Source organism: Streptococcus sp. KHUD_012 (genome assembly GCF_052588255.1).
In genome coordinates, this window is record NZ_CP159355.1 from 351,077 (window position 1) to 369,088 (window position 18,012).

The window sequence follows — 18,012 nt, forward strand, 5'->3', positions numbered from 1 at the left end:
TGCAATTTGTCTATATTCTAAAAGATCTATTCAGAAGGATTTCTGAATAGACCTTTGTTTAAAGTTCACTATCTGATAAGCTAAAGGTATCGCCGTGTTGGAGATCCCCGTACTGGTAGCCCCGTTTGAACCAGCGCATGCGTTGCTCTGAAGTTCCGTGGGTAAAGCTATCTGGCACCGAGTAGCCGTAGGCTTGCTCTTGGAGAGTGTCGTCCCCGACGGCATGGGCTGCATTCATGGCTTCTTCGATATCGCCGATATCTAGAAGGTTTCGGTCTTGAATGGAGCGGGCCCAGACACCGGCTAGATAATCAGCTTGTAGCTCAATGCGGACACTGATGGCATTTCGTTCCTTTTCAGAAAGGCCTTGTTGCATCCGATGGTATTTGCCAAGGATTCCCAGCTCATTTTGTACGTGGTGGCCGACTTCGTGGGCGATGACGTAGGCCATGGCGAAGTCCCCGCTAGCCTTGTATTTGGTTGTCAATTCCTTGTAGAAGCTCATATCCAAATAAATCTTTTTGTCGGTCGGACAGTAGAAGGGACCAGCCGATGCTTGCCCAACCCCACAGCCTGTCTGTGTCCGTCCGGTATAGAAGACTAGTTTGGGCTCATGGTAAGTACGTCCTTCGGCTTGAAAGACCTTGTGCCAATGATCTTCTGTTGTTCCAAGGACCTTGCTGACGAACTCAGCATCTGCATCATCGACATGGGTCTTGTTGGTGCGCGTGACTTGGGTGGATTGGTAAGGTTGAGAAGAAGTCCCATTTCCAAAGAGACCCCCAAGGCTAGCTCCTCCTCCTAGAAAGACTATGAGGAGGATAATGATGATCTTACTCTTGAAGCTTCCAGGCGATAGTAAGATCTGTAAAATCCCCCCGCCAAGGTTACTGTTGCCTGAAGACTGGGAGTAGCTTTGCCCTCGACGGTCTTCAATATTTCTACTTTCTTTTAAGTTATCACTTTTCATATTCGTCTCCTTTTGTTTTATTTTACCAAAAATGAGGAAAAAACTAGAGTGATAACGCTTTAGATTTGCTTTTTTATTGACAGTAGATTTTCTGTCCTTGTCAAAACGTGGAAAACTTGCTATAATGGGGTGAACGGAGGCGTTATGGCATTAAAAAAAGCAAGTCTAGCGTGTACGGTTTGTGGGTCACGCAATTACTCCATTAAGTTGAGTGGGACGCCAAAACCAACACGTCTAGAAGTCAATAAATTCTGCAAACATTGCAGCAAGTATACCATTCATAAAGAAACACGATAGGAGAGAGTTGTGAAATTCATTAAAGATATTTTCGTCTTACTAAAAGATACAACTTGGCCAAATCGCAAGGAAAGATGGAAAAACTTTATCTCAGTGATTGAGTACACCGCTTTCTTTGTTGCATTGATTTATTTGTTTGACAAAGTCATTGCACGTGGCCTATTGCACATGATCAATTTCTTTTAAGAAAAGAAGCCATGAGGCTGGGCAACAACTGTCCAGCCTTTGATTTTTGATAGGAATAACTGCAAGACGCAGTGGTTGATTGGCATCTTTGTTCGCTTTTTAAGCTTCAAAGATGGCCTAATCAACTGTGCGGGGGTGGGAAAACGAACTCTTTTTAACAAGTCAGAGTTCTTTCCCACTCCCACTTTTTATTGCCTTTTCTTAAAAATAAATCAGCAAACCTCTTTGCATTCCTGCAAAATGTGGTATAATGAAGCTAGGAAAAGGAAAGCCAAGAGGCTTTTTTTAGTATGTTCACAAAAGCTCGAGCAGGCTAAACAGAAAGAAAGGATGCCCAAATGGACAGTTTTGATAAAGGCTGGTTTGTACTACAAACCTACTCAGGATATGAAAACAAGGTAAAAGAGAATCTTTTGCAACGTGCGCAAACTTACAATATGTTAGAAAACATCTTGCGCGTAGAGATTCCAACTCAAACCGTACAAGTTGAGAAAAACGGTAAAACCAAAGAAATCGAAGAAAACCGCTTCCCAGGTTATGTCTTGGTTGAAATGGTCATGACAGATGAAGCTTGGTTTGTCGTTCGGAATACACCGAACGTTACTGGTTTCGTCGGATCACACGGGAACCGTTCAAAACCAACTCCATTGTTGGAAGAAGAAATCCGCAGCATCTTGCTCTCTATGGGTCAAACCGTTCAAGAGTTTGATTTGGATGTCAAGGTGGGCGATACGGTTCGTATCATCGACGGTGCCTTCACAGACTATACTGGTAAGATCACTGAAATTGATAACAACAAGGTGAAAATGGTCATTTCTATGTTCGGTAACGATACGGTTGCAGAAGTGAATTTGAACCAAATTGCTGAATTGTAAGAAAAATAGAACCCTCCAAGAAAAACTTGGAGGGTTCTTTGTATGGATCGTTATTGATTTTTATCCAGGCCAGTGATCTTTTTTAACTGCTTGGTTTCTGCAGTAGACGTAACATTGAAGATCTTATTTCCTTGTGTAGAGAAGCTAGATTCATCTCCGTTGCTATCTTTATAGACATAGCTGGTCCCATTTTCTGAACGCATAATGGCATAGGGTTTTCCGAGACGTTCGAGGGCCGTTTTTGGTGTATCGGATTTGGAAATGCTGCCAGTAGACTGGTGGTTGGCATCGCCCCCTCTTAGTCGGAAGGTGATATCTGTTAACACATTATTGCGGAAGAAAGCCATGATATCGCCATTGTCTGTTGCCCAAACATTGACCCCATCGCCAGGATTCGCACTGTCTGTACTACTTACGGGTTGACCAAAGGCTGCTACTACGTCATCGTAACTGTTTCTTTCTTTTGGCCCACCAACCTCTTGTCCATCTTCGGTTCTTAATACAAAACCGGTGGTAGGGTGGAGGTTCTTGAGCTTTTCGATCTCAGGAATGGATGCAGCTCCTGGCACATATTGGAGAGATGCGCCATCATCTGGATCCAAGCTGAAGCGACCTGAAAAATCATCTGAGCTACTGCTGTCTGAAGAAGTGGTCGACGATTTACTAGATGATGTTTTGGTAGAAGATTGTTTGATCGGTTTTCTAGAGCTAGAAGCGGTTTTTGCTGATTGCGCAGAATTGGCAGGTGAGCAAGCGGCTAGTGTCACTAGTGAAAGAAGACCGATCGTAAAGAAACGAATGTTTTTCATAAATACCCTTTCTAATGTGCTTCGCCGATCAGGCGAGGTTTTATTATATCAATAATCAAGGAATGGAGCAAATGGCAACAAAAAAACCCCCTATTGCTAGGGGAATTTTTAAAAGATAAAAGATGATAAAAAATTTTATTATCAAGGCGGTAGACGGATTTGAACCGACGATCAAGCTTTTGCAGAGCCGTGCCTTACCACTTGGCTATACCGCCATAACATATAATATTGTAACCTAAAAATAAAGATAGGTCAAGAAAAACTTTTTACGTCAAACAACTTTAGAAAACCATTTCATCGTAGGGATTGAAAAAATCTCTCAAATAGCTTGCGAATTCTAGTGATTTCTGCTATACTTATAGAGTTGTCTAAGACAGCAAATACTCATCTCGGATCCATTGTGGCACCGTTGCCCTTGTGGTCGTGCTGCAAGTTGACGTCTGAGAGAGGAGAAAAAAACAAAAAAGGAGAAACTACTCATGGCAGTAATTTCAATGAAACAACTTCTTGAGGCTGGTGTACACTTCGGTCACCAAACTCGTCGCTGGAACCCTAAGATGGCTAAGTACATCTTCACAGAACGTAACGGAATCCACGTGATCGACTTGCAACAAACTGTAAAATATGCAGACCAAGCATACGACTTCATGCGTGATGCAGCTGCAAACGATGCAGTCATCTTGTTCGTAGGTACTAAAAAACAAGCTGCTGATGCTGTTGCAGAAGAAGCTGTTCGTGCAGGTCAATACTTCATCAACCACCGTTGGTTGGGTGGAACTCTTACTAACTGGGGAACAATCCAAAAACGTATCGCTCGTTTGAAAGAAATCAAACGCATGGAAGAAGATGGAACTTTTGAAGTTCTTCCTAAGAAAGAAGTTGCATTGTTGAACAAACAACGCGCTCGTCTTGAAAAATTCTTGGGCGGTATCGAAGACATGCCTCGTATCCCAGACGTAATGTACGTTGTGGATCCACATAAAGAACAAATCGCTGTTAAAGAAGCTAAGAAATTGGGTATCCCAGTTGTAGCGATGGTCGACACAAACACTGACCCAGATGATATCGATGTTATCATCCCAGCGAACGATGACGCTATCCGCGCTGTTAAATTGATCACTGCGAAAATGGCTGACGCTGTTATCGAAGGACGTCAAGGTGAAGACAGTGTTGCTACAGTAGAAGCTGAATTGGCAGCTACTGAAGGTCAAGCTGATTCAATCGAAGAAATCGTTGAAGTTGTAGAAGGCGACAACGCTTAATTTCATTCAATAAGTAACGAACCTAAGAGGGCAGGGCTCAGCCCGACCCTCTTATTTTATTAAAAAATATAGGAGAACAAAAATGGCAGAAATTACAGCTAAGCTTGTAAAAGAATTGCGTGAAAAATCTGGTGCCGGTGTCATGGACGCTAAAAAGGCATTGGTTGAAGTTGAAGGTGATATCGAAAAAGCGATCGAATTGCTTCGCGAAAAAGGTATGGCTAAAGCAGCTAAGAAAGCTGACCGTGTTGCCGCTGAAGGTTTGACTGGTGTTTATGTCAATGGTAACGTTGCAGCAGTAGTTGAAGTAAACGCTGAAACTGACTTCGTTGCGAAAAACGCTCAATTCGTTGAATTGGTAAACGCAACAGCGAAAGTGATCGCTGAAGGTAAACCAGCTAACAACGAAGAAGCTCTTGCTTTGACAATGCCTTCAGGTGAAACTCTTGAAGCTGCATACGTATCTGCAACAGCTACAATCGGTGAGAAGATTTCATTCCGTCGTTTTGCTTTGCTTGAAAAAACAGATGCACAACACTTCGGTGCTTACCAACACAACGGTGGACGTATCGGTGTTATCTCTGTGATCGAAGGTGGAGACGAAGCACTTGCTAAACAAATCTCAATGCACATCGCTGCAATGAAACCAACTGTTCTTTCATACAAAGAATTGGATGAACAATTTGTGAAAGATGAATTGGCACAATTGAACCACGTCATCGACCAAGATAACGAAAGCCGTGCAATGGTTGGTAAACCAGCTCTTCCACACTTGAAATTTGGTTCTAAAGCTCAATTGACTGACGAAGTAGTTGCTCAAGCTGAAGAAGATATCAAAGCTGAATTGGCAGCTGAAGGTAAACCAGAAAAAATCTGGGATAAAATCATCCCAGGTAAAATGGATCGCTTCTTCTTGGACAACACAAAAGTTGACCAAGCCTACACTCTTCTTGCACAAGTCTACATCATGGATGACAGCAAGACAGTTGAAGCTTACCTTGAATCAGTAAATGCTTCAGTTATCGAATTCGTTCGTTTTGAAGTTGGTGAAGGTATTGAAAAAGCTTCAAATGACTTTGAAGCAGAAGTTGCAGCTACAATGGCAGCAGCTCTTAACAACTAAGAATAAAAAAATAAGAGGTTTCGAAGGAAACCTCTTTTTTGTAAGATAAATTCATCTAAATAACTTTCCTTAGGTGAGTACGGACGTCAGCGAACTTCAAAGAAGTTCCATGACTTAGTTTTGGACCTAAGGTTCCAAAACTCCCGAGTGCTAGAAACATGATTGTTTCTAGCACTTTTCTCACAGCGGAAAGTTTTAGTAGATGACTGAGTAATTCTAATAAATAAATTTTTTTGTTTTATAGAATTTATTAGATTTGTAAAAAAACAGTTTGTCTATACTCTTAGAGGAACGGGAATCTTTTTTTATATGTAAAAACTGAAGCCGTTGCTTCATTCTTTTGCTTAATGTGCGAAGGTATCGATTCCTAGGAGCAGGGACAGGGTTCCCATGATGAGGCCGGCTAGGATCACTCCGAGCATGACTGCGAGGCTACTGCGTTTGAAGTCCCAGTCAAGGATAGAAGCTGCAAGAGCTCCGGTCCAGGCACCAGTTCCTGGTAAAGGAATGCCGACGAATAGGAGTAGAGCCCAGAAGATTCCTTTGTCTCCTGCAGCTTTCTCTAATTTTTGTCCGCCTCTATGGCCCTTATTGAGACACCAGCTAAAAAAGCCTCCGATAATTGGTTTTTTTGCCCCCCAAGTAAGAATATGGCGGGCGAAAAAGAAGATCAGAGGGACAGGGAGAAGATTTCCGATCACTCCGATCAGGAGCGCTGTCCATAAGGGAATACCATTTGCAATGGCAAAAGGGATGGCCCCGCGCAATTCAACAAGGGGCACCATGGAGATCAGGAAGGTAAAGATATATTTCATTAGTCAAGCCTTTCGATTAGTCTTCTTCATTCTATCGTATCTTTTCTCAATTGACAACTATGATCTTTTTTAATCTTTTATCTTGACTTTCTGGTGGAGGAAGCATATAATAAAGACATAGTTAATTAGAATCATTATAAAAAGGAGAAATGACATGACAACTATGAAACATGAAGCAGCTACTGATGTAGCAACTTTTGCACCTTCAAATAAAGAAACTCTTCCAGAAACAAAAGCTCTCTTGAACCAAGTCGTAGCAGATCTCTACGTGGCTCACATTGCCCTTCACCAAGTACACTGGTATATGCGTGGACGTGGCTTTATGGTTTGGCATCCAAAAATGGACGAATACATGGACAGCTTGGATGCAACCTTAGATGAAGTGAGCGAACGCTTGATCACTCTTGGTGGTGCGCCATATTCTAGCATGACTGAATTTTTGGAACACAGCAATATTGAAGAACGCCGTGGAACATTTACAAAAAATGTAGAAGAAAGCTTGACACGTGTTCTTGAAATCTTCCATTACCTTGATGGCCTTTACCAAAAAGCTTTGGATGTTACCGATGCTGAAGGCGACGATGTAACCAACGATATCTTTGTTGGGGCTAAAGCAGAACTTGAAAAGAACATTTGGATGGTGGCTGCTGAACTTGGTCAAGAACCAGGATTATAAGATCATAAAAAAATAGAAGCCGTGGGCTTCTATTTTTTTGGTTTGTAGGAGATTTCCACTAATTAAAGGAATTCTTAATCTAACTATAGTTGGAGCGAAATCGAGGCCTATCACTCCTCCTTTTTTGGTATAGTTAATATGTGATTTTCTGTAAGCATTCGCAGGCATAAGAAAACGCTTACAAATTTAATTGTTCATCCTAAGAGGAGGTTTTTATGGGAAAGTCTTTTTTTGAAAAGCGTCCTGTTTTTAGTATTCGTAAGCTCTCAGTTGGAGCTTGTTCTGTTGTGATTGGGATTTCTGCCTTGGGTCTTTCAAGGGTCCATGCGGAAGAAAAGCCAGCCCTCGAAAGTGAACCGACTTCGATGGAGACACCAAGTGTTGTGACGGAAAACTCAGAAACGGAAGTTCCTGAAGCTGGTGCAAGGGTTTCAGAAGCTCCAGCTGTCATCACCCCTACCAGAGCTGAGGAAAAGCCAGCGCCTCAAGGCGAAGGCCAGCCTGTTTCAGCTTCATCTGAGCGTGCTACAGGAACGGAAGAAACTGCTGCTCCAGATCAAAATCGTGTAGCGGAGGATATTGTGCAAGATCGAGAACGTGATTTTAATAAAGATTGGTATTTTAAATTAAATGCGGCTCCTGGTGCAGAAGGGCGTCAAGTGGATGTCAAGGATTGGAAAAAATTAGATCTTCCTCATGACTGGTCTATTTTCTTTGATTTCGATCACAACTCTCCTGCTCAAAATGAAGGGGGACAATTAAACGGAGGGGATGCTTGGTATCGTAAGACCTTCCGTTTGGACGACAAGGATCTAGATAAGAAGGTCCGCTTGGAATTTGGCGGGGTTTATATGGATTCCAAAGTCTATGTGAACGGACAATTCGTCGGTCATTATCCAAATGGCTACAATGCCTTTTCTTATGATATTACTCCTTATTTGAATGCGGATGGAAGCGAAAATACCATTGCCGTTCATGTGGTCAATCAACAACCAAGTAGCCGTTGGTATTCTGGTAGCGGGATTTATCGGGATGTTAAGCTGAGTGTAACGGACAAGGTTCATTTAGCGCAGTATGGGACTACGATTACGACCCCTCAGTTGGAAAAACAGCAAAATGGGGCAGTGGATACAGTAGTGAAGAGCCGCATTGTCAACCAAGATGATCAAGCCCATAGTATTTATGCGGAATATGAAATTGTCGATCAAAATGGCCAAGTGGTGAGCGAAAAAACGCGCAGTGAAGCGCAAGCTGTTCTAGCAGGTCAAGAGATCAACCTATCTCAAACCTTGCATGTTGAAAAACCAACCCTCTGGGATGTGAAAACGGATCATCCAGCTCTCTATACCTTGTATACGCGGGTTTATCGGGATTCGCAGTTAGTGGATGTGCAAAAGGAACGCTTTGGTTATCGCTATCTCAACTGGACGCCAGAAGGTGGCTTCTTCCTCAATGGGGTGGCGACGAAATTCCACGGGGTATCCCTTCACCATGACCACGGGGCTCTTGGAGCTGAGGAAAATTACAAGGCTGAATACCGTCGTCTCAAACAGATGAAAGACATGGGAGTCAATGCCATCCGGACGACCCACAACCCAGCCAGTGAACAAACCTTGAAAATTGCTGCTGAGTTGGGCTTGATGGTTCAAGAAGAAGCTTTTGATACCTGGTATGGTGGCAAGAAACAATACGATTACGGTCGTTTCTTTGAAAAGGATGCCACTCACCCAGAAGCTCGGAAAGGCGATACTTGGTCAGATTACGATCTACGGACCATGGTAGAGCAGGGCAAGAACAATCCAGCCATTGTCATGTGGTCGATCGGTAACGAAGTCGGTGAAGCAGATGGTTCAGACAAATCTGTCGCAACTGTTCGTCGGTTAGTCAAGACCATCAAGGACGTGGATGCAACCCGCTATGTCACCATGGGAGCTGATAAATTCCGCTTTGGTGATGGATCAGGAGGCCATGAAAAGGTAGCAGCAGAGCTTGATGCGGTTGGATTTAACTATTCAGAAGCTAACTATGAAAGCTTACGGGCCAAACATCCAAACTGGCTCATTTATGGTTCTGAAACCTCTTCTGCAACGCGGACACGGGGCTCTTACTACCACCCTGAAAGAGAATGGGTCGGCAGCAACCAAGAAGACCGCCATTATGAACAATCAGACTACGGCAATGACCGGGTTGGTTGGGGTCGGACAGCGACCGCCTCTTGGACCTTTGACCGTGATCATGCCGGCTATGCAGGACAATTTATCTGGACTGGTACGGACTATATCGGTGAGCCAACCCCATGGCACAACCAAAATGATACACCTGTGAAAAGTTCTTATTTCGGTATTGTCGATACGGCCGGCCTTCCAAAGAATGATTTTTACCTTTACCAAAGTCAATGGGTATCGGCTGAGAAACATCCAATGGTGCATCTCTTACCACATTGGAACTGGGACAATCCAGAATTAGCCAATCGTGTCATGGATGAAGAAGGACGGATCCCTGTTCGAACCTTCTCCAATGCCCACAGTGTGGAACTGATTGTCAATGGGGAATCACAAGGAGTCAAGACCTTTACCAAGAAGACCACAGCTGATGGCCGGACTTACCAAGAAGGGGCAAATCCGGATGAACTCTATCTAGAGTGGTTGGTCCCTTATGTACCCGGCAAAGTGGAAGCTATTGCGCGCAACGAAGCAGGAGAAGTGATCGCGAAAGATCAAGTCGAAACAGCCGGCAAGCCTGCGAGTGTTCGTTTGTTGAAAGAAGAACACGCGATTGCAGCGGACGGTAAGGATTTGACCTATATTACCTACGAAATCGTCGATGAAGAAGGTCGTGTCGTGCCAACTGCCAATAATTTGGTGCATTTCCATTTGCATGGACAAGGCCAAATTGTCGGTGTCGATAATGGGGAACAAGCCAGCCGTGAACGCTACAAAGCGCAGGAAGATGGCTCATGGCAACGCAAAGCCTTCAATGGCAAAGGGGTTGTGATTGTCAAATCAACTGAGCAGGCGGGAGCCTTTACTCTGTATGCAGACTCAGATCGCTTGCAATCAGACCAAGTCAGCCTCTTTACTGGTAAGAAGGACCAGGAAGAACGCTCTGTCTTGGGAGTCGAACTGGTTCGGACACATGTTTACTTAGGTGAAGTACCTGAACTTCCAAGTCGCGTATCTGTCGTCTATAGTGATGGCAAGGCCCAAGAAGAAGCCGTTGAATGGGATGCGGCAGACTATAGCCGTGCTGGCCAAGTCCGTGTGACAGGTCATGTTCAAGGACGCACGGTCGAAGCTCTGGTCGATGTGATCGGCGTGGAACAAGTCCTTCCAGTCATCAAACAAATCCCACAGGGAGCAGATCTAGCGACGGTGGATAAGGCTGTGCAATTAGTCTTCACCGATGGGACCACTGCCCACTATGAGGTCGATCAATGGACCTTGGAAGCTGGTCAAGAAGATCAGTTGTCCACACCAGGAGCACGCTTGAAAGCGACAGGACTCCTAGGCAATGGGGAAACGGTCCAAGCGACACTAGTGGTTGCAGGAGGAGATGTAGCCAAGGCTAAGAAACCAACGGTTCAGCTAGATGGAGTAGCTCTTCCAAAATTTGGTAGTGGCAACCATACCATTTTCCGTTCCCTCGCTTATGGTCAAGAGCCAGGTCAAGTCACAGCAAGTGCAGAAAATGCTCAAGTGACGGTCCTACAAGCTAATCGCGAAAATGGTTTGAAGGCTCAAATCTTTGTAACTGCTAAGGATACAGGAGCTGTACAGACCTATGTGGTCCAATTCCAAGAAGAAAGTCCACAGATCGAGCGCCTAGAATTGCGTCTGCCAGAAGGGCAAGAACTCAAGGAAGACCAAACGGTACCACTTGAAGTCATTGCCCATTACCAAGATGGTAGCCAGGCAAGTCTCAAAGCAGATCAAATCGATGTAAAAACAAGAGCTGGTAGCCAAGGAAAAGCCGTCGCAACCAATAAAGGTTTGGAATTGCGAGAAGCAGGATTGGTTCATTTAGAAGCTAACTTCCAAGGACAAACAGGGGAAGTCAGCTTTACCATCACGCCAAATCCAGAAGAAAAGACAGTTGTCAAGGTGCGTCCTGTACGGATCAGCACCGATCGAAACGTTTTGCCAGCTCTTCCAGAGACAGTCTTGGTCGAGTATGACAAGGGATTCCCGAAAGAAAAACGTGTGACCTGGGATGCCGTGACAGCAGATCAAGTCAAGTATTATCATAGCTTTACAGTCACCGGTCATGTAGAAGGTGTGGAAAAAGAAGCACAAGCTCAAGTGACGGTTGAAGGCATTATCGCTGTAGAAGAAGTCAGTACCACCACTCCAGTCGGCGAAAAACCAGCTCTTCCAGAAAGCGTGCGGACCTATCACTCTAATGGTAAGACCTATACAGCTAAGGTGGCCTGGGATGCGATCGATCCGCAACTCTTGGCCAAAGAAGGAGAAGTTGTCCTAGCCGGTCGTGTAGAAGGAACGGATCTTCCAACACGTCTTCATATTCGTGTTTCCGCAAACACAGTCAAGGGGGCCAATGTAGCAGAGCAATGGACAGGATCAGTCTTGCCACTCGCTTTTGCAAGTGACTCTAACGATGCGGATCCAGTTGCTAAGGTCAATGATAAGGTCATCTCCTTTACCGATGCTCCAGCTAACCGTTGGACCAACTGGGGCCGTGACAATGCGGAAGATTCTGTTGGTATCTTGTTTGGGGATTCTGGTATCTTGACCAAGCGAGCAGTGGACAACCTCCATGTTGGTTTCCACGAAGACCACGGCGTTGGCGCTCCAAGTGAATATGTGATTGAGTACTATACAGGGGAACAAATCCCAACTGTTCCAAGCAATCCAAATCGTGTTAAAGACGAAACAGACCATCCATTTAACAATCCAGCCAACTGGAAAGAAGTCAGCAACCTAACCGTTGAAGAACCGGTAGCAGCTGGTAAGATGAATCATTTCAGTTTTGATAAAGTCGACACCTATGCTGTTCGTATCCGTATGAAGACGCCAGAAGGTAAGCGTGGAAGCTCTATTTCAGAGATTCAGATCTTTGCCAATAAGGTTGCGGCAGAAGAAAAGAGCCAGTTGACCATTCGCGTCAATGGCGATGTATTGCCAGGTGTCAACCCAAGTGTGACCGATTACTACATCGATGCGCGTGATCGAGCTTATCCACAGGTGGAGGCGACAGCTAGCCATCACGGTCTTGCAACGGTTGTGCCAAGTGTCCATGAAGGGGAGCCAATCCGTGTCATCCATAAAGCGGAAGATGGTACCATCTTACAAGAATACCGCCTCCATCTCACAAGCGATGCAGAAAAACTGAAACAAGCTACCCCAGTAGCAGTGGAAGCAGGTAGCCGTTTTGTGAAAGTTGGTCAAGATCTGGTTCTACCATCTACCGTAGGCGTTTACTTCCAAGGGGATACAGGCTATGAACGCAAGGAACTTACAGTGGACTGGAAGCCTCTACCAGCTGATGCGCTTTCTCACGAAGGTAGCTTCACGCTGGAAGGAAAAGTCATTGGCTATGATCTGACAGCTCAGCTGACCGTCCGGGTGTCAGAAAAGACAGGAGAAAACCTCTCTGTGAACCGTGACTACAATGCAGAAGATACCAGGGCATTTGCTAGTGAAACCAATGATCTCGATCCAAATCAAATCGACTATATCGATTACATCAATGATGGTGGCTACAACGAATACTATCGCTGGACCAACTGGAAGAGAGAACCGGATCAAACAGAAGTGTTTGCTGGTCTCATCTTCAAGAAAAATGGTCAAGTAACAGAGCGTTTGGTCAATAAAGTAGCGGTCGACTTCTTTGCAGATCAGGAAACCGGTCTGCCAACGAAAACGGTTCTTGAACGCTACATTGGTCCAGACTTTGATGTTCCGGATGATTATGGCAATCTGAAGAATCTTCCAGATCATCCATTTAACCAGGCCTCTAACTGGGAAGAAATCCCGTACAGCTTGGATTATGCCTTTGAACCTGGTTATATCTCTAACCTCAGCTTCAACGAAACCAGAACGAAAGCCATCCGTTTAAGAATGGTCCGTGATGAACATCTAAAAGGAATTGGAATCGTTGAATTGAGCGCCTATGCTCCAACAGAAGAGGCCCAGGCAACAACTGATGTCACCATCCAAGTGAATGGCAAAGACCTAGAAGGCTTTAAACCAGATGTGACAGATTATCATCTAGAGTATGAGGGAGAACGTCCAATCGTTTCAGCACAAGGCAAGAATGGAACAGCCGTTACGGTCGTGGATGCTAAAAGTGCTAATGCTCCGGTTCTTGTCAAGGTTGTCTCAGAAGATGGCAAGCTCGAAAAAGTATATCAACTTTCTCTCTCTGCAAAAGCACCTACAGGCTCAGCCATTCCTGAAGAAGGGGTTAAGAATCTGGTCCATACCAAACCAGAGTTGGTGATTGAGCCAGAAGAGATGGACTTTGAACGCTTAGAACGTTCAAATGCGGATCTTCCAAAAGGAGAGAAACGTGTGGTTCAAGAAGGTCAAAAAGGCCGCAAATTGCGCTTGGTGGAAGTTTCTCAAGAAAATGGTGTGGAAAGCCGGAAGGAACTAGATGCCTTTGTAGAGCTAGATCCTGTGGCAGAAATCACAGAGGTGGGCACGAAAGAAGTGCTTCCAGACACTCCACAACCAGAGCCACAACCAGAGCCACAACCAGAGCCACAACCAGAGCCACAGCCACAACCGCAGCCAGGACCTCAGCCACAACCAGAACCACAACCGCTTCCAAAACCAGAACGTCCTCATGTTTCAGAAAGACCAGAGCCAACAGGAACATCTAAGTCATCTGTTGGAGTGGAACCTGTCAGTCAGAAAGGAATCGTTTCAGAAGAGAAGACGGTTGAGAAAACAGCTCAAGCGCCAGCAGTTTCAGCTGCTCCAGTTTCCGAAGGAAGATTACCAAATACAGGATCAGACGAAAGCGTCGCAAGCCTCGTTGCTGGAATCTTAGCGGCGGGCCTTGTCAGTGCTGTGCTGGACGATCAGAAAAAAAGAGCCAATAAGGCCAAGTAAAACAGCTAGAGAAACTAGAAAAAAACGGTGAAAAGTTCACAGGTAAAAGAAGGAGGATGGGGAAGCCCCACCCTCTTTACCTGGTGACATAAAGGAATAGAATATGGGAAAAAGATTAGTTGATCAGAGAAATCGATTTGGCATTCGTAAACTCTCAGTAGGCGTCTGCTCGGTAGTTGTAGCGACTTGTTTTTTAGGAGCTACTTCCAGTTACGCAGAGGAACAAGCTGAGAGGAGTGAAACTCGCGAAGAACGGGTTGACACAAGCGATGTTGATCACCAAGGAAAGGAGGAGAAAACTGTGAACGAGCACCAAGAAGAATCAGAGCATGCCTCAGTAGCTACTAGCGAGAAAGAAAATCGCACAGCCAGCCAAGGGACAGAAGCCACTCAACCAGCCACTTCTCTAGATGAGGAGACTGAGATTGCGGATTACGGACCGCTTCCAAGCAAGGCCCAAATGCAATACCACCGCGAAGAGCTAGCAGCTTTCATCCACTTTGGGATGAATACCTACTACGATCGTGAGTGGGGAGATGGGCAAGAAGATCCTTATTATTTCTATCCAGAGCATCTGGATACCGATCAGTGGATCAAAACCCTGAAAGATGCTGGCTTTAAACGGACGATCATGGTCGTCAAGCACCACGATGGCTTCCTCTTGTACCCTTCCAAATATACCGACCATACCATTGCTAAAAGCGGTTGGAAGGATGGAAAAGGCGATGTCCTAGCCGAGGTTTCTGCTTCTGCCAGCAAGTATGACATGGACATGGGGGTCTACCTCTCACCTTGGGATGCTCACAGTCCGCTCTACCATGTGGATACAGAGGACCAATACAATGAATACTATCTCAACCAGCTTAAGGAAATCCTTGAAGATCCAAAATATGGGAACAAGGGTAAGTTCGTAGAAGTCTGGATGGATGGAGCGCGTGGCGATGGGGCTCAAAAAGTCACCTATACCTTTGACAAGTGGTTTGAAGCCATTCGCAAGGCCCAAGGGGATATTGCTATCTTCTCAGCTGAGCCGACCAATGTTCGTTGGATTGGAAATGAAAAGGGGATTGCCGGAGATCCGGTTTGGCAAAAGGTCAATCCAGATAAGATCCGCAACAATCCATCTAATAGCTACCTCAATCACGGGGATCCGGAAGGGAAGCAATACTCAGTGGGAGAAGCCGATGTCTCTATTCGCTCCGGCTGGTTCTACCATGACAACCAAGAGCCTAAGTCCCTCCGTGAATTGATGGACATTTACTTCAAATCGGTCGGTCGTGGAACCCCACTCTTGCTCAATATTCCACCCAATCAAGATGGGAAATTTGCGGATGCTGATGTGGCCCGTTTGAAAGAATTCCGTCAGACCTTGGACCAACTCTACAGTGTGAACTATGCGGCAGGAGCTTTGGTAGAAGCTGACTCGACACGACGCAATCCGCTCTACAAGGCCAGCCATTTGACAGATGGCGATGAAAAGACCAGTTGGGCCCCTGCAGATGATGCCAAGACCGGCTCTTTTGTCCTCGATCTTGGAAAAGAGCAACACTTTGATGTGGTAGAGCTCAAGGAAACGATCGAGAAAGGCCAACGGATTTCTGGTTTCACCATTGATGTGGCTGTGAATGGTCAATGGGTTCCTTTTGGGGCTGGTTCAACCGTAGGATACCGCCGATTAATCAAAGGACAACCAGTTGATAGTCGCTATATCCGGGTGTCCATCACCGATGCCCAAGCCACTCCGATCTTGAACGGTGTCTCTGTTTATAAGACCCCAGCTAGCATCGAAGAAACCGATGGTTACCCGCTTGGTTTGACTTATCATTCTGACCGGACAGCTGAGCGGGCGAATGGCCAATGGAATGAAGAGGGAGAAGGTGTTCGAGGCACCTCTATGTGGACCAAGGAAAAGGGAGCTTCGGTGACCTATCAATTTGAAGGCACCAAGGCCTATGTGGTCGCAACCGTTGACCCTGGTCATGGAGAAATGGATGTCTATGTCGATGGCCAAAAGTTAGCGACCGTCAATACCCAAAGCCCAAACCGCAAACGCAGCCAAAAGGTCTATGAAACACCGGATTTGGCAGCAGGATCTCACACCTTGACCTTGGTCAATAGCAAGGGAGATGCGATCGCAACGGAAGGGATTTATGCCCTAAATAACCAAGAAAAGGGTCTCTTTGAATTTGCTCAGCCAACCCTAGCTGTTAAGAAAGGCGACCCAGCGCAAGTCGTCGTCAAGAGAAAAGGTGGCTCTAAAGGAAGTGCGAGTCTTAAATTGATCACAGAACCAGGAACAGGGGTTCATGGCAAGGTCTACAAAGATACCAACGTCACCCTTGAGTTCGCAGATGGAGAGACGGAAAAAACAGTCCAAGTTCCAACCCTTGATTTTGCAGGAAAAGCGACCGACGTCTATGACTTTAAGGTCAAATTGCTCCATCCGGATCAAGGAAGCCTGGTCGGCTTTATTCCAGAACTGACAGTCCAAGTGATGAACGAGGACCAGCTTCCAGAAAATCGCAAGGAAGTGGATGATCAAGATCCAAAACTGCATTACAGTGAGGGTTGGCACCACGAGACAGACAATCCAAACTTCTCAAATGGCACAGAATCTTGGTCGAGCTTTAACCAAGTGACCGATGAGGAAGGCAAGAAACACATTGAAGTGACCATTACCTTTAAGGGCACCGGCGTGGAGGTCCGAGGAGTGGTCGATCCAAGTCATGGTCTCTACAGCGTCACCCTAGATGGGAAAGAAATAGCCTTCGAAGAAGGGCGTGGCCATGATTATGAGATCGACGGCGATCATTATTTCAGTGGCTATGGAGACCAACGCAAACTAGACCAGAGCTTGGTCAATCTGCAAGGTCTAGCAAAAGGCTACCACCAGCTACGCTTGCACTTAGATCCAGCCCTCAATGATCCTCAGTCATCTCGAGCCATCCAGGTAGACCGATTTATCCTCTCAGGGAAAGATAGTCAGTTGCTCAGTCAAGAAGAGCTGCAACAGATCATCAGAGAAGGAGTAGAAAAGATCAAGGCTACTTCTCTCGATCGCTTGAAAGCAGATCTCAAACCAACTGTTCAAGGACAATTGACGGACTTGACTCATTTGTTGGATCAAGAGCGGCCAGATTTGGTTGCTGCAGCTAATCAAGTCGAAGCCCTTGAAACCATCTTGGAAGATGCTCACAATTATGAACCGCTGACGCAAACACGCCCAGATCAAGGTGTGCGGGATTTGATTCTTGAAAAACTAGAACTTCTCATCGAAGCAGAGGAGATTCCATTTGAGAGTCAAACACGTGAGAACAAGGACTTGGCCAAGGGCGAAAGCCGGATCCTTCAAGCAGGGAAGGTCGGACGCCGGTTGAAATTGATCGAGGTTCGACAAGAAGAAGGCAAAGAAATTCGGACAGAAGTCGATGCCTTTGTCGAAGTGGAGGCCCAGGACCAGATCACAGAAGTCGGAACGAAGGAAGCGGAAGAAAGTCCGTTGATAGCTGATATGCCGACTCCAACCACTCCTGTCACTCCAAGTAAGGAGCAGCCAGAAGTTGCGACTCTTTCTCAAGCTGAAGATAAAAAAGAAAAAGAAAGACCTATTCTCTTGCAACCGAAAACCCCAGAAGCAGTTTCTGTTTCGACTTCAGACCATCCGGAAAAAGAAGTGGTTAAAAGTCCTTCTCTACAATCGGAAGGAAAACTTCCTCAAACCGGTACAAAAGAAAGTGGATTGTTTGCTTGGTTAGGCCTTCTTGGTCTAGGATTCTTGGGCGGAGGCGCCAAATTCGCTCGTCGCAAAGAGTAGTTCATTCTTTCATAAGAGGTTAGTTCTCACTAGCCTCTTTTATTTTGTCTTCTTAAGAGCTTCCTATTTCCATAGAGTCTTTGCTTTATTTACAGCCATAAAAATTGTA

The 18,012-nt window shown here is 45.5% G+C and carries 11 protein-coding genes and 1 tRNA gene; 8 read left to right on the plus strand and 4 right to left on the minus strand.

What is annotated here, in order from left to right; all coding sequences use genetic code 11:
* Positions 1-58 precede the first annotated feature (58 nt).
* Complete coding sequence (ypfJ, locus tag ABVF55_RS01915) at positions 59-970, minus strand: KPN_02809 family neutral zinc metallopeptidase (protein ID WP_155170433.1); 912 nt, start codon at positions 968-970, stop codon at positions 59-61.
* Between the two features lie 144 nt (positions 971-1,114).
* Between ypfJ and rpmG the strand changes: the two genes are divergently transcribed.
* The 3 genes from rpmG to nusG all read left to right on the plus strand — a co-directional run bounded on the left by rpmG (position 1,115) and on the right by nusG (position 2,328).
* Complete coding sequence (gene rpmG / locus ABVF55_RS01920) at positions 1,115-1,267, plus strand: 50S ribosomal protein L33 (RefSeq protein ID WP_003009043.1); 153 nt, start codon at positions 1,115-1,117, stop codon at positions 1,265-1,267.
* Between the two features lie 9 nt (positions 1,268-1,276).
* Complete coding sequence (secE, locus tag ABVF55_RS01925; protein WP_003002261.1) at positions 1,277-1,453, plus strand: preprotein translocase subunit SecE; 177 nt, start codon at positions 1,277-1,279, stop codon at positions 1,451-1,453.
* Positions 1,454-1,791: 338 nt separating this feature from the next.
* Complete coding sequence (nusG, locus tag ABVF55_RS01930) at positions 1,792-2,328, plus strand: transcription termination/antitermination protein NusG (RefSeq protein ID WP_003002077.1); 537 nt, start codon at positions 1,792-1,794, stop codon at positions 2,326-2,328.
* Positions 2,329-2,378: 50 nt separating this feature from the next.
* On the opposite strand, the gene ABVF55_RS01935 is transcribed toward nusG, so the two are convergent.
* Both ABVF55_RS01935 and ABVF55_RS01940 read right to left on the minus strand, forming a co-directional pair.
* The gene (locus tag ABVF55_RS01935; RefSeq protein ID WP_070675818.1) at positions 2,379-3,137 is read right to left on the minus strand and encodes a hypothetical protein; all 759 of its coding nucleotides are present in this window, start codon (positions 3,135-3,137) and stop codon (positions 2,379-2,381) included.
* Between the two features lie 144 nt (positions 3,138-3,281).
* Positions 3,282-3,352: transfer RNA gene (locus ABVF55_RS01940), tRNA-Cys, on the minus strand.
* 264 nt (positions 3,353-3,616) lie between these two features.
* On the opposite strand from ABVF55_RS01940, the gene rpsB reads away from it, so the two are divergent.
* Positions 3,617-4,399 (plus strand): 30S ribosomal protein S2, encoded by a 783-nt coding sequence (gene rpsB / locus ABVF55_RS01945; protein WP_003002189.1) that lies wholly within the window; start codon positions 3,617-3,619, stop codon positions 4,397-4,399.
* A gap of 82 nt (positions 4,400-4,481) precedes the next feature.
* Positions 4,482-5,522: a translation elongation factor Ts gene (gene tsf, locus ABVF55_RS01950; protein WP_003001949.1), complete on the plus strand. Its 1,041-nt coding sequence runs from the start codon at positions 4,482-4,484 to the stop codon at positions 5,520-5,522.
* A gap of 344 nt (positions 5,523-5,866) precedes the next feature.
* Here the strand turns inward: tsf and ABVF55_RS01955 are convergent, their stop codons facing one another.
* Positions 5,867-6,337 (minus strand): COG2426 family protein, encoded by a 471-nt coding sequence (locus tag ABVF55_RS01955; RefSeq protein WP_003002130.1) that lies wholly within the window; start codon positions 6,335-6,337, stop codon positions 5,867-5,869.
* A gap of 154 nt (positions 6,338-6,491) precedes the next feature.
* On the opposite strand from ABVF55_RS01955, the gene ABVF55_RS01960 reads away from it, so the two are divergent.
* The 3 genes from ABVF55_RS01960 to ABVF55_RS01970 all read left to right on the plus strand — a co-directional run bounded on the left by ABVF55_RS01960 (position 6,492) and on the right by ABVF55_RS01970 (position 17,903).
* Complete coding sequence (locus ABVF55_RS01960; RefSeq protein ID WP_003001978.1) at positions 6,492-7,013, plus strand: Dps family protein; 522 nt, start codon at positions 6,492-6,494, stop codon at positions 7,011-7,013.
* A 215-nt stretch (positions 7,014-7,228) separates the two neighbouring features.
* Positions 7,229-14,089 (plus strand): Ig-like domain-containing protein, encoded by a 6,861-nt coding sequence (locus ABVF55_RS01965; protein ID WP_445285433.1) that lies wholly within the window; start codon positions 7,229-7,231, stop codon positions 14,087-14,089.
* A gap of 103 nt (positions 14,090-14,192) precedes the next feature.
* The gene (locus tag ABVF55_RS01970) at positions 14,193-17,903 is read left to right on the plus strand and encodes an alpha-L-fucosidase (protein ID WP_118096115.1); all 3,711 of its coding nucleotides are present in this window, start codon (positions 14,193-14,195) and stop codon (positions 17,901-17,903) included.
* The last annotated feature ends 109 nt before the right edge of the window (positions 17,904-18,012 follow it).

What these genes read in the sequence shown, in the direction of transcription:
- ypfJ (WP_155170433.1), bottom strand. Translation starts at nt 970, where the DNA reads ATGAAAAGTGATAACTTAAAAGAAAGTAGAAATATTGAAGACCGTCGA.
- rpmG (WP_003009043.1), top strand. Translation starts at nt 1,115, where the DNA reads ATGGCATTAAAAAAAGCAAGTCTAGCGTGTACGGTTTGTGGGTCACGC.
- nusG (WP_003002077.1), top strand. Translation starts at nt 1,792, where the DNA reads ATGGACAGTTTTGATAAAGGCTGGTTTGTACTACAAACCTACTCAGGA.
- ABVF55_RS01935 (WP_070675818.1), bottom strand. Translation starts at nt 3,137, where the DNA reads ATGAAAAACATTCGTTTCTTTACGATCGGTCTTCTTTCACTAGTGACA.
- rpsB (WP_003002189.1), top strand. Translation starts at nt 3,617, where the DNA reads ATGGCAGTAATTTCAATGAAACAACTTCTTGAGGCTGGTGTACACTTC.
- tsf (WP_003001949.1), top strand. Translation starts at nt 4,482, where the DNA reads ATGGCAGAAATTACAGCTAAGCTTGTAAAAGAATTGCGTGAAAAATCT.
- ABVF55_RS01955 (WP_003002130.1), bottom strand. Translation starts at nt 6,337, where the DNA reads ATGAAATATATCTTTACCTTCCTGATCTCCATGGTGCCCCTTGTTGAA.
- ABVF55_RS01960 (WP_003001978.1), top strand. Translation starts at nt 6,492, where the DNA reads ATGACAACTATGAAACATGAAGCAGCTACTGATGTAGCAACTTTTGCA.
- ABVF55_RS01965 (WP_445285433.1), top strand. Translation starts at nt 7,229, where the DNA reads ATGGGAAAGTCTTTTTTTGAAAAGCGTCCTGTTTTTAGTATTCGTAAG.
- ABVF55_RS01970 (WP_118096115.1), top strand. Translation starts at nt 14,193, where the DNA reads ATGGGAAAAAGATTAGTTGATCAGAGAAATCGATTTGGCATTCGTAAA.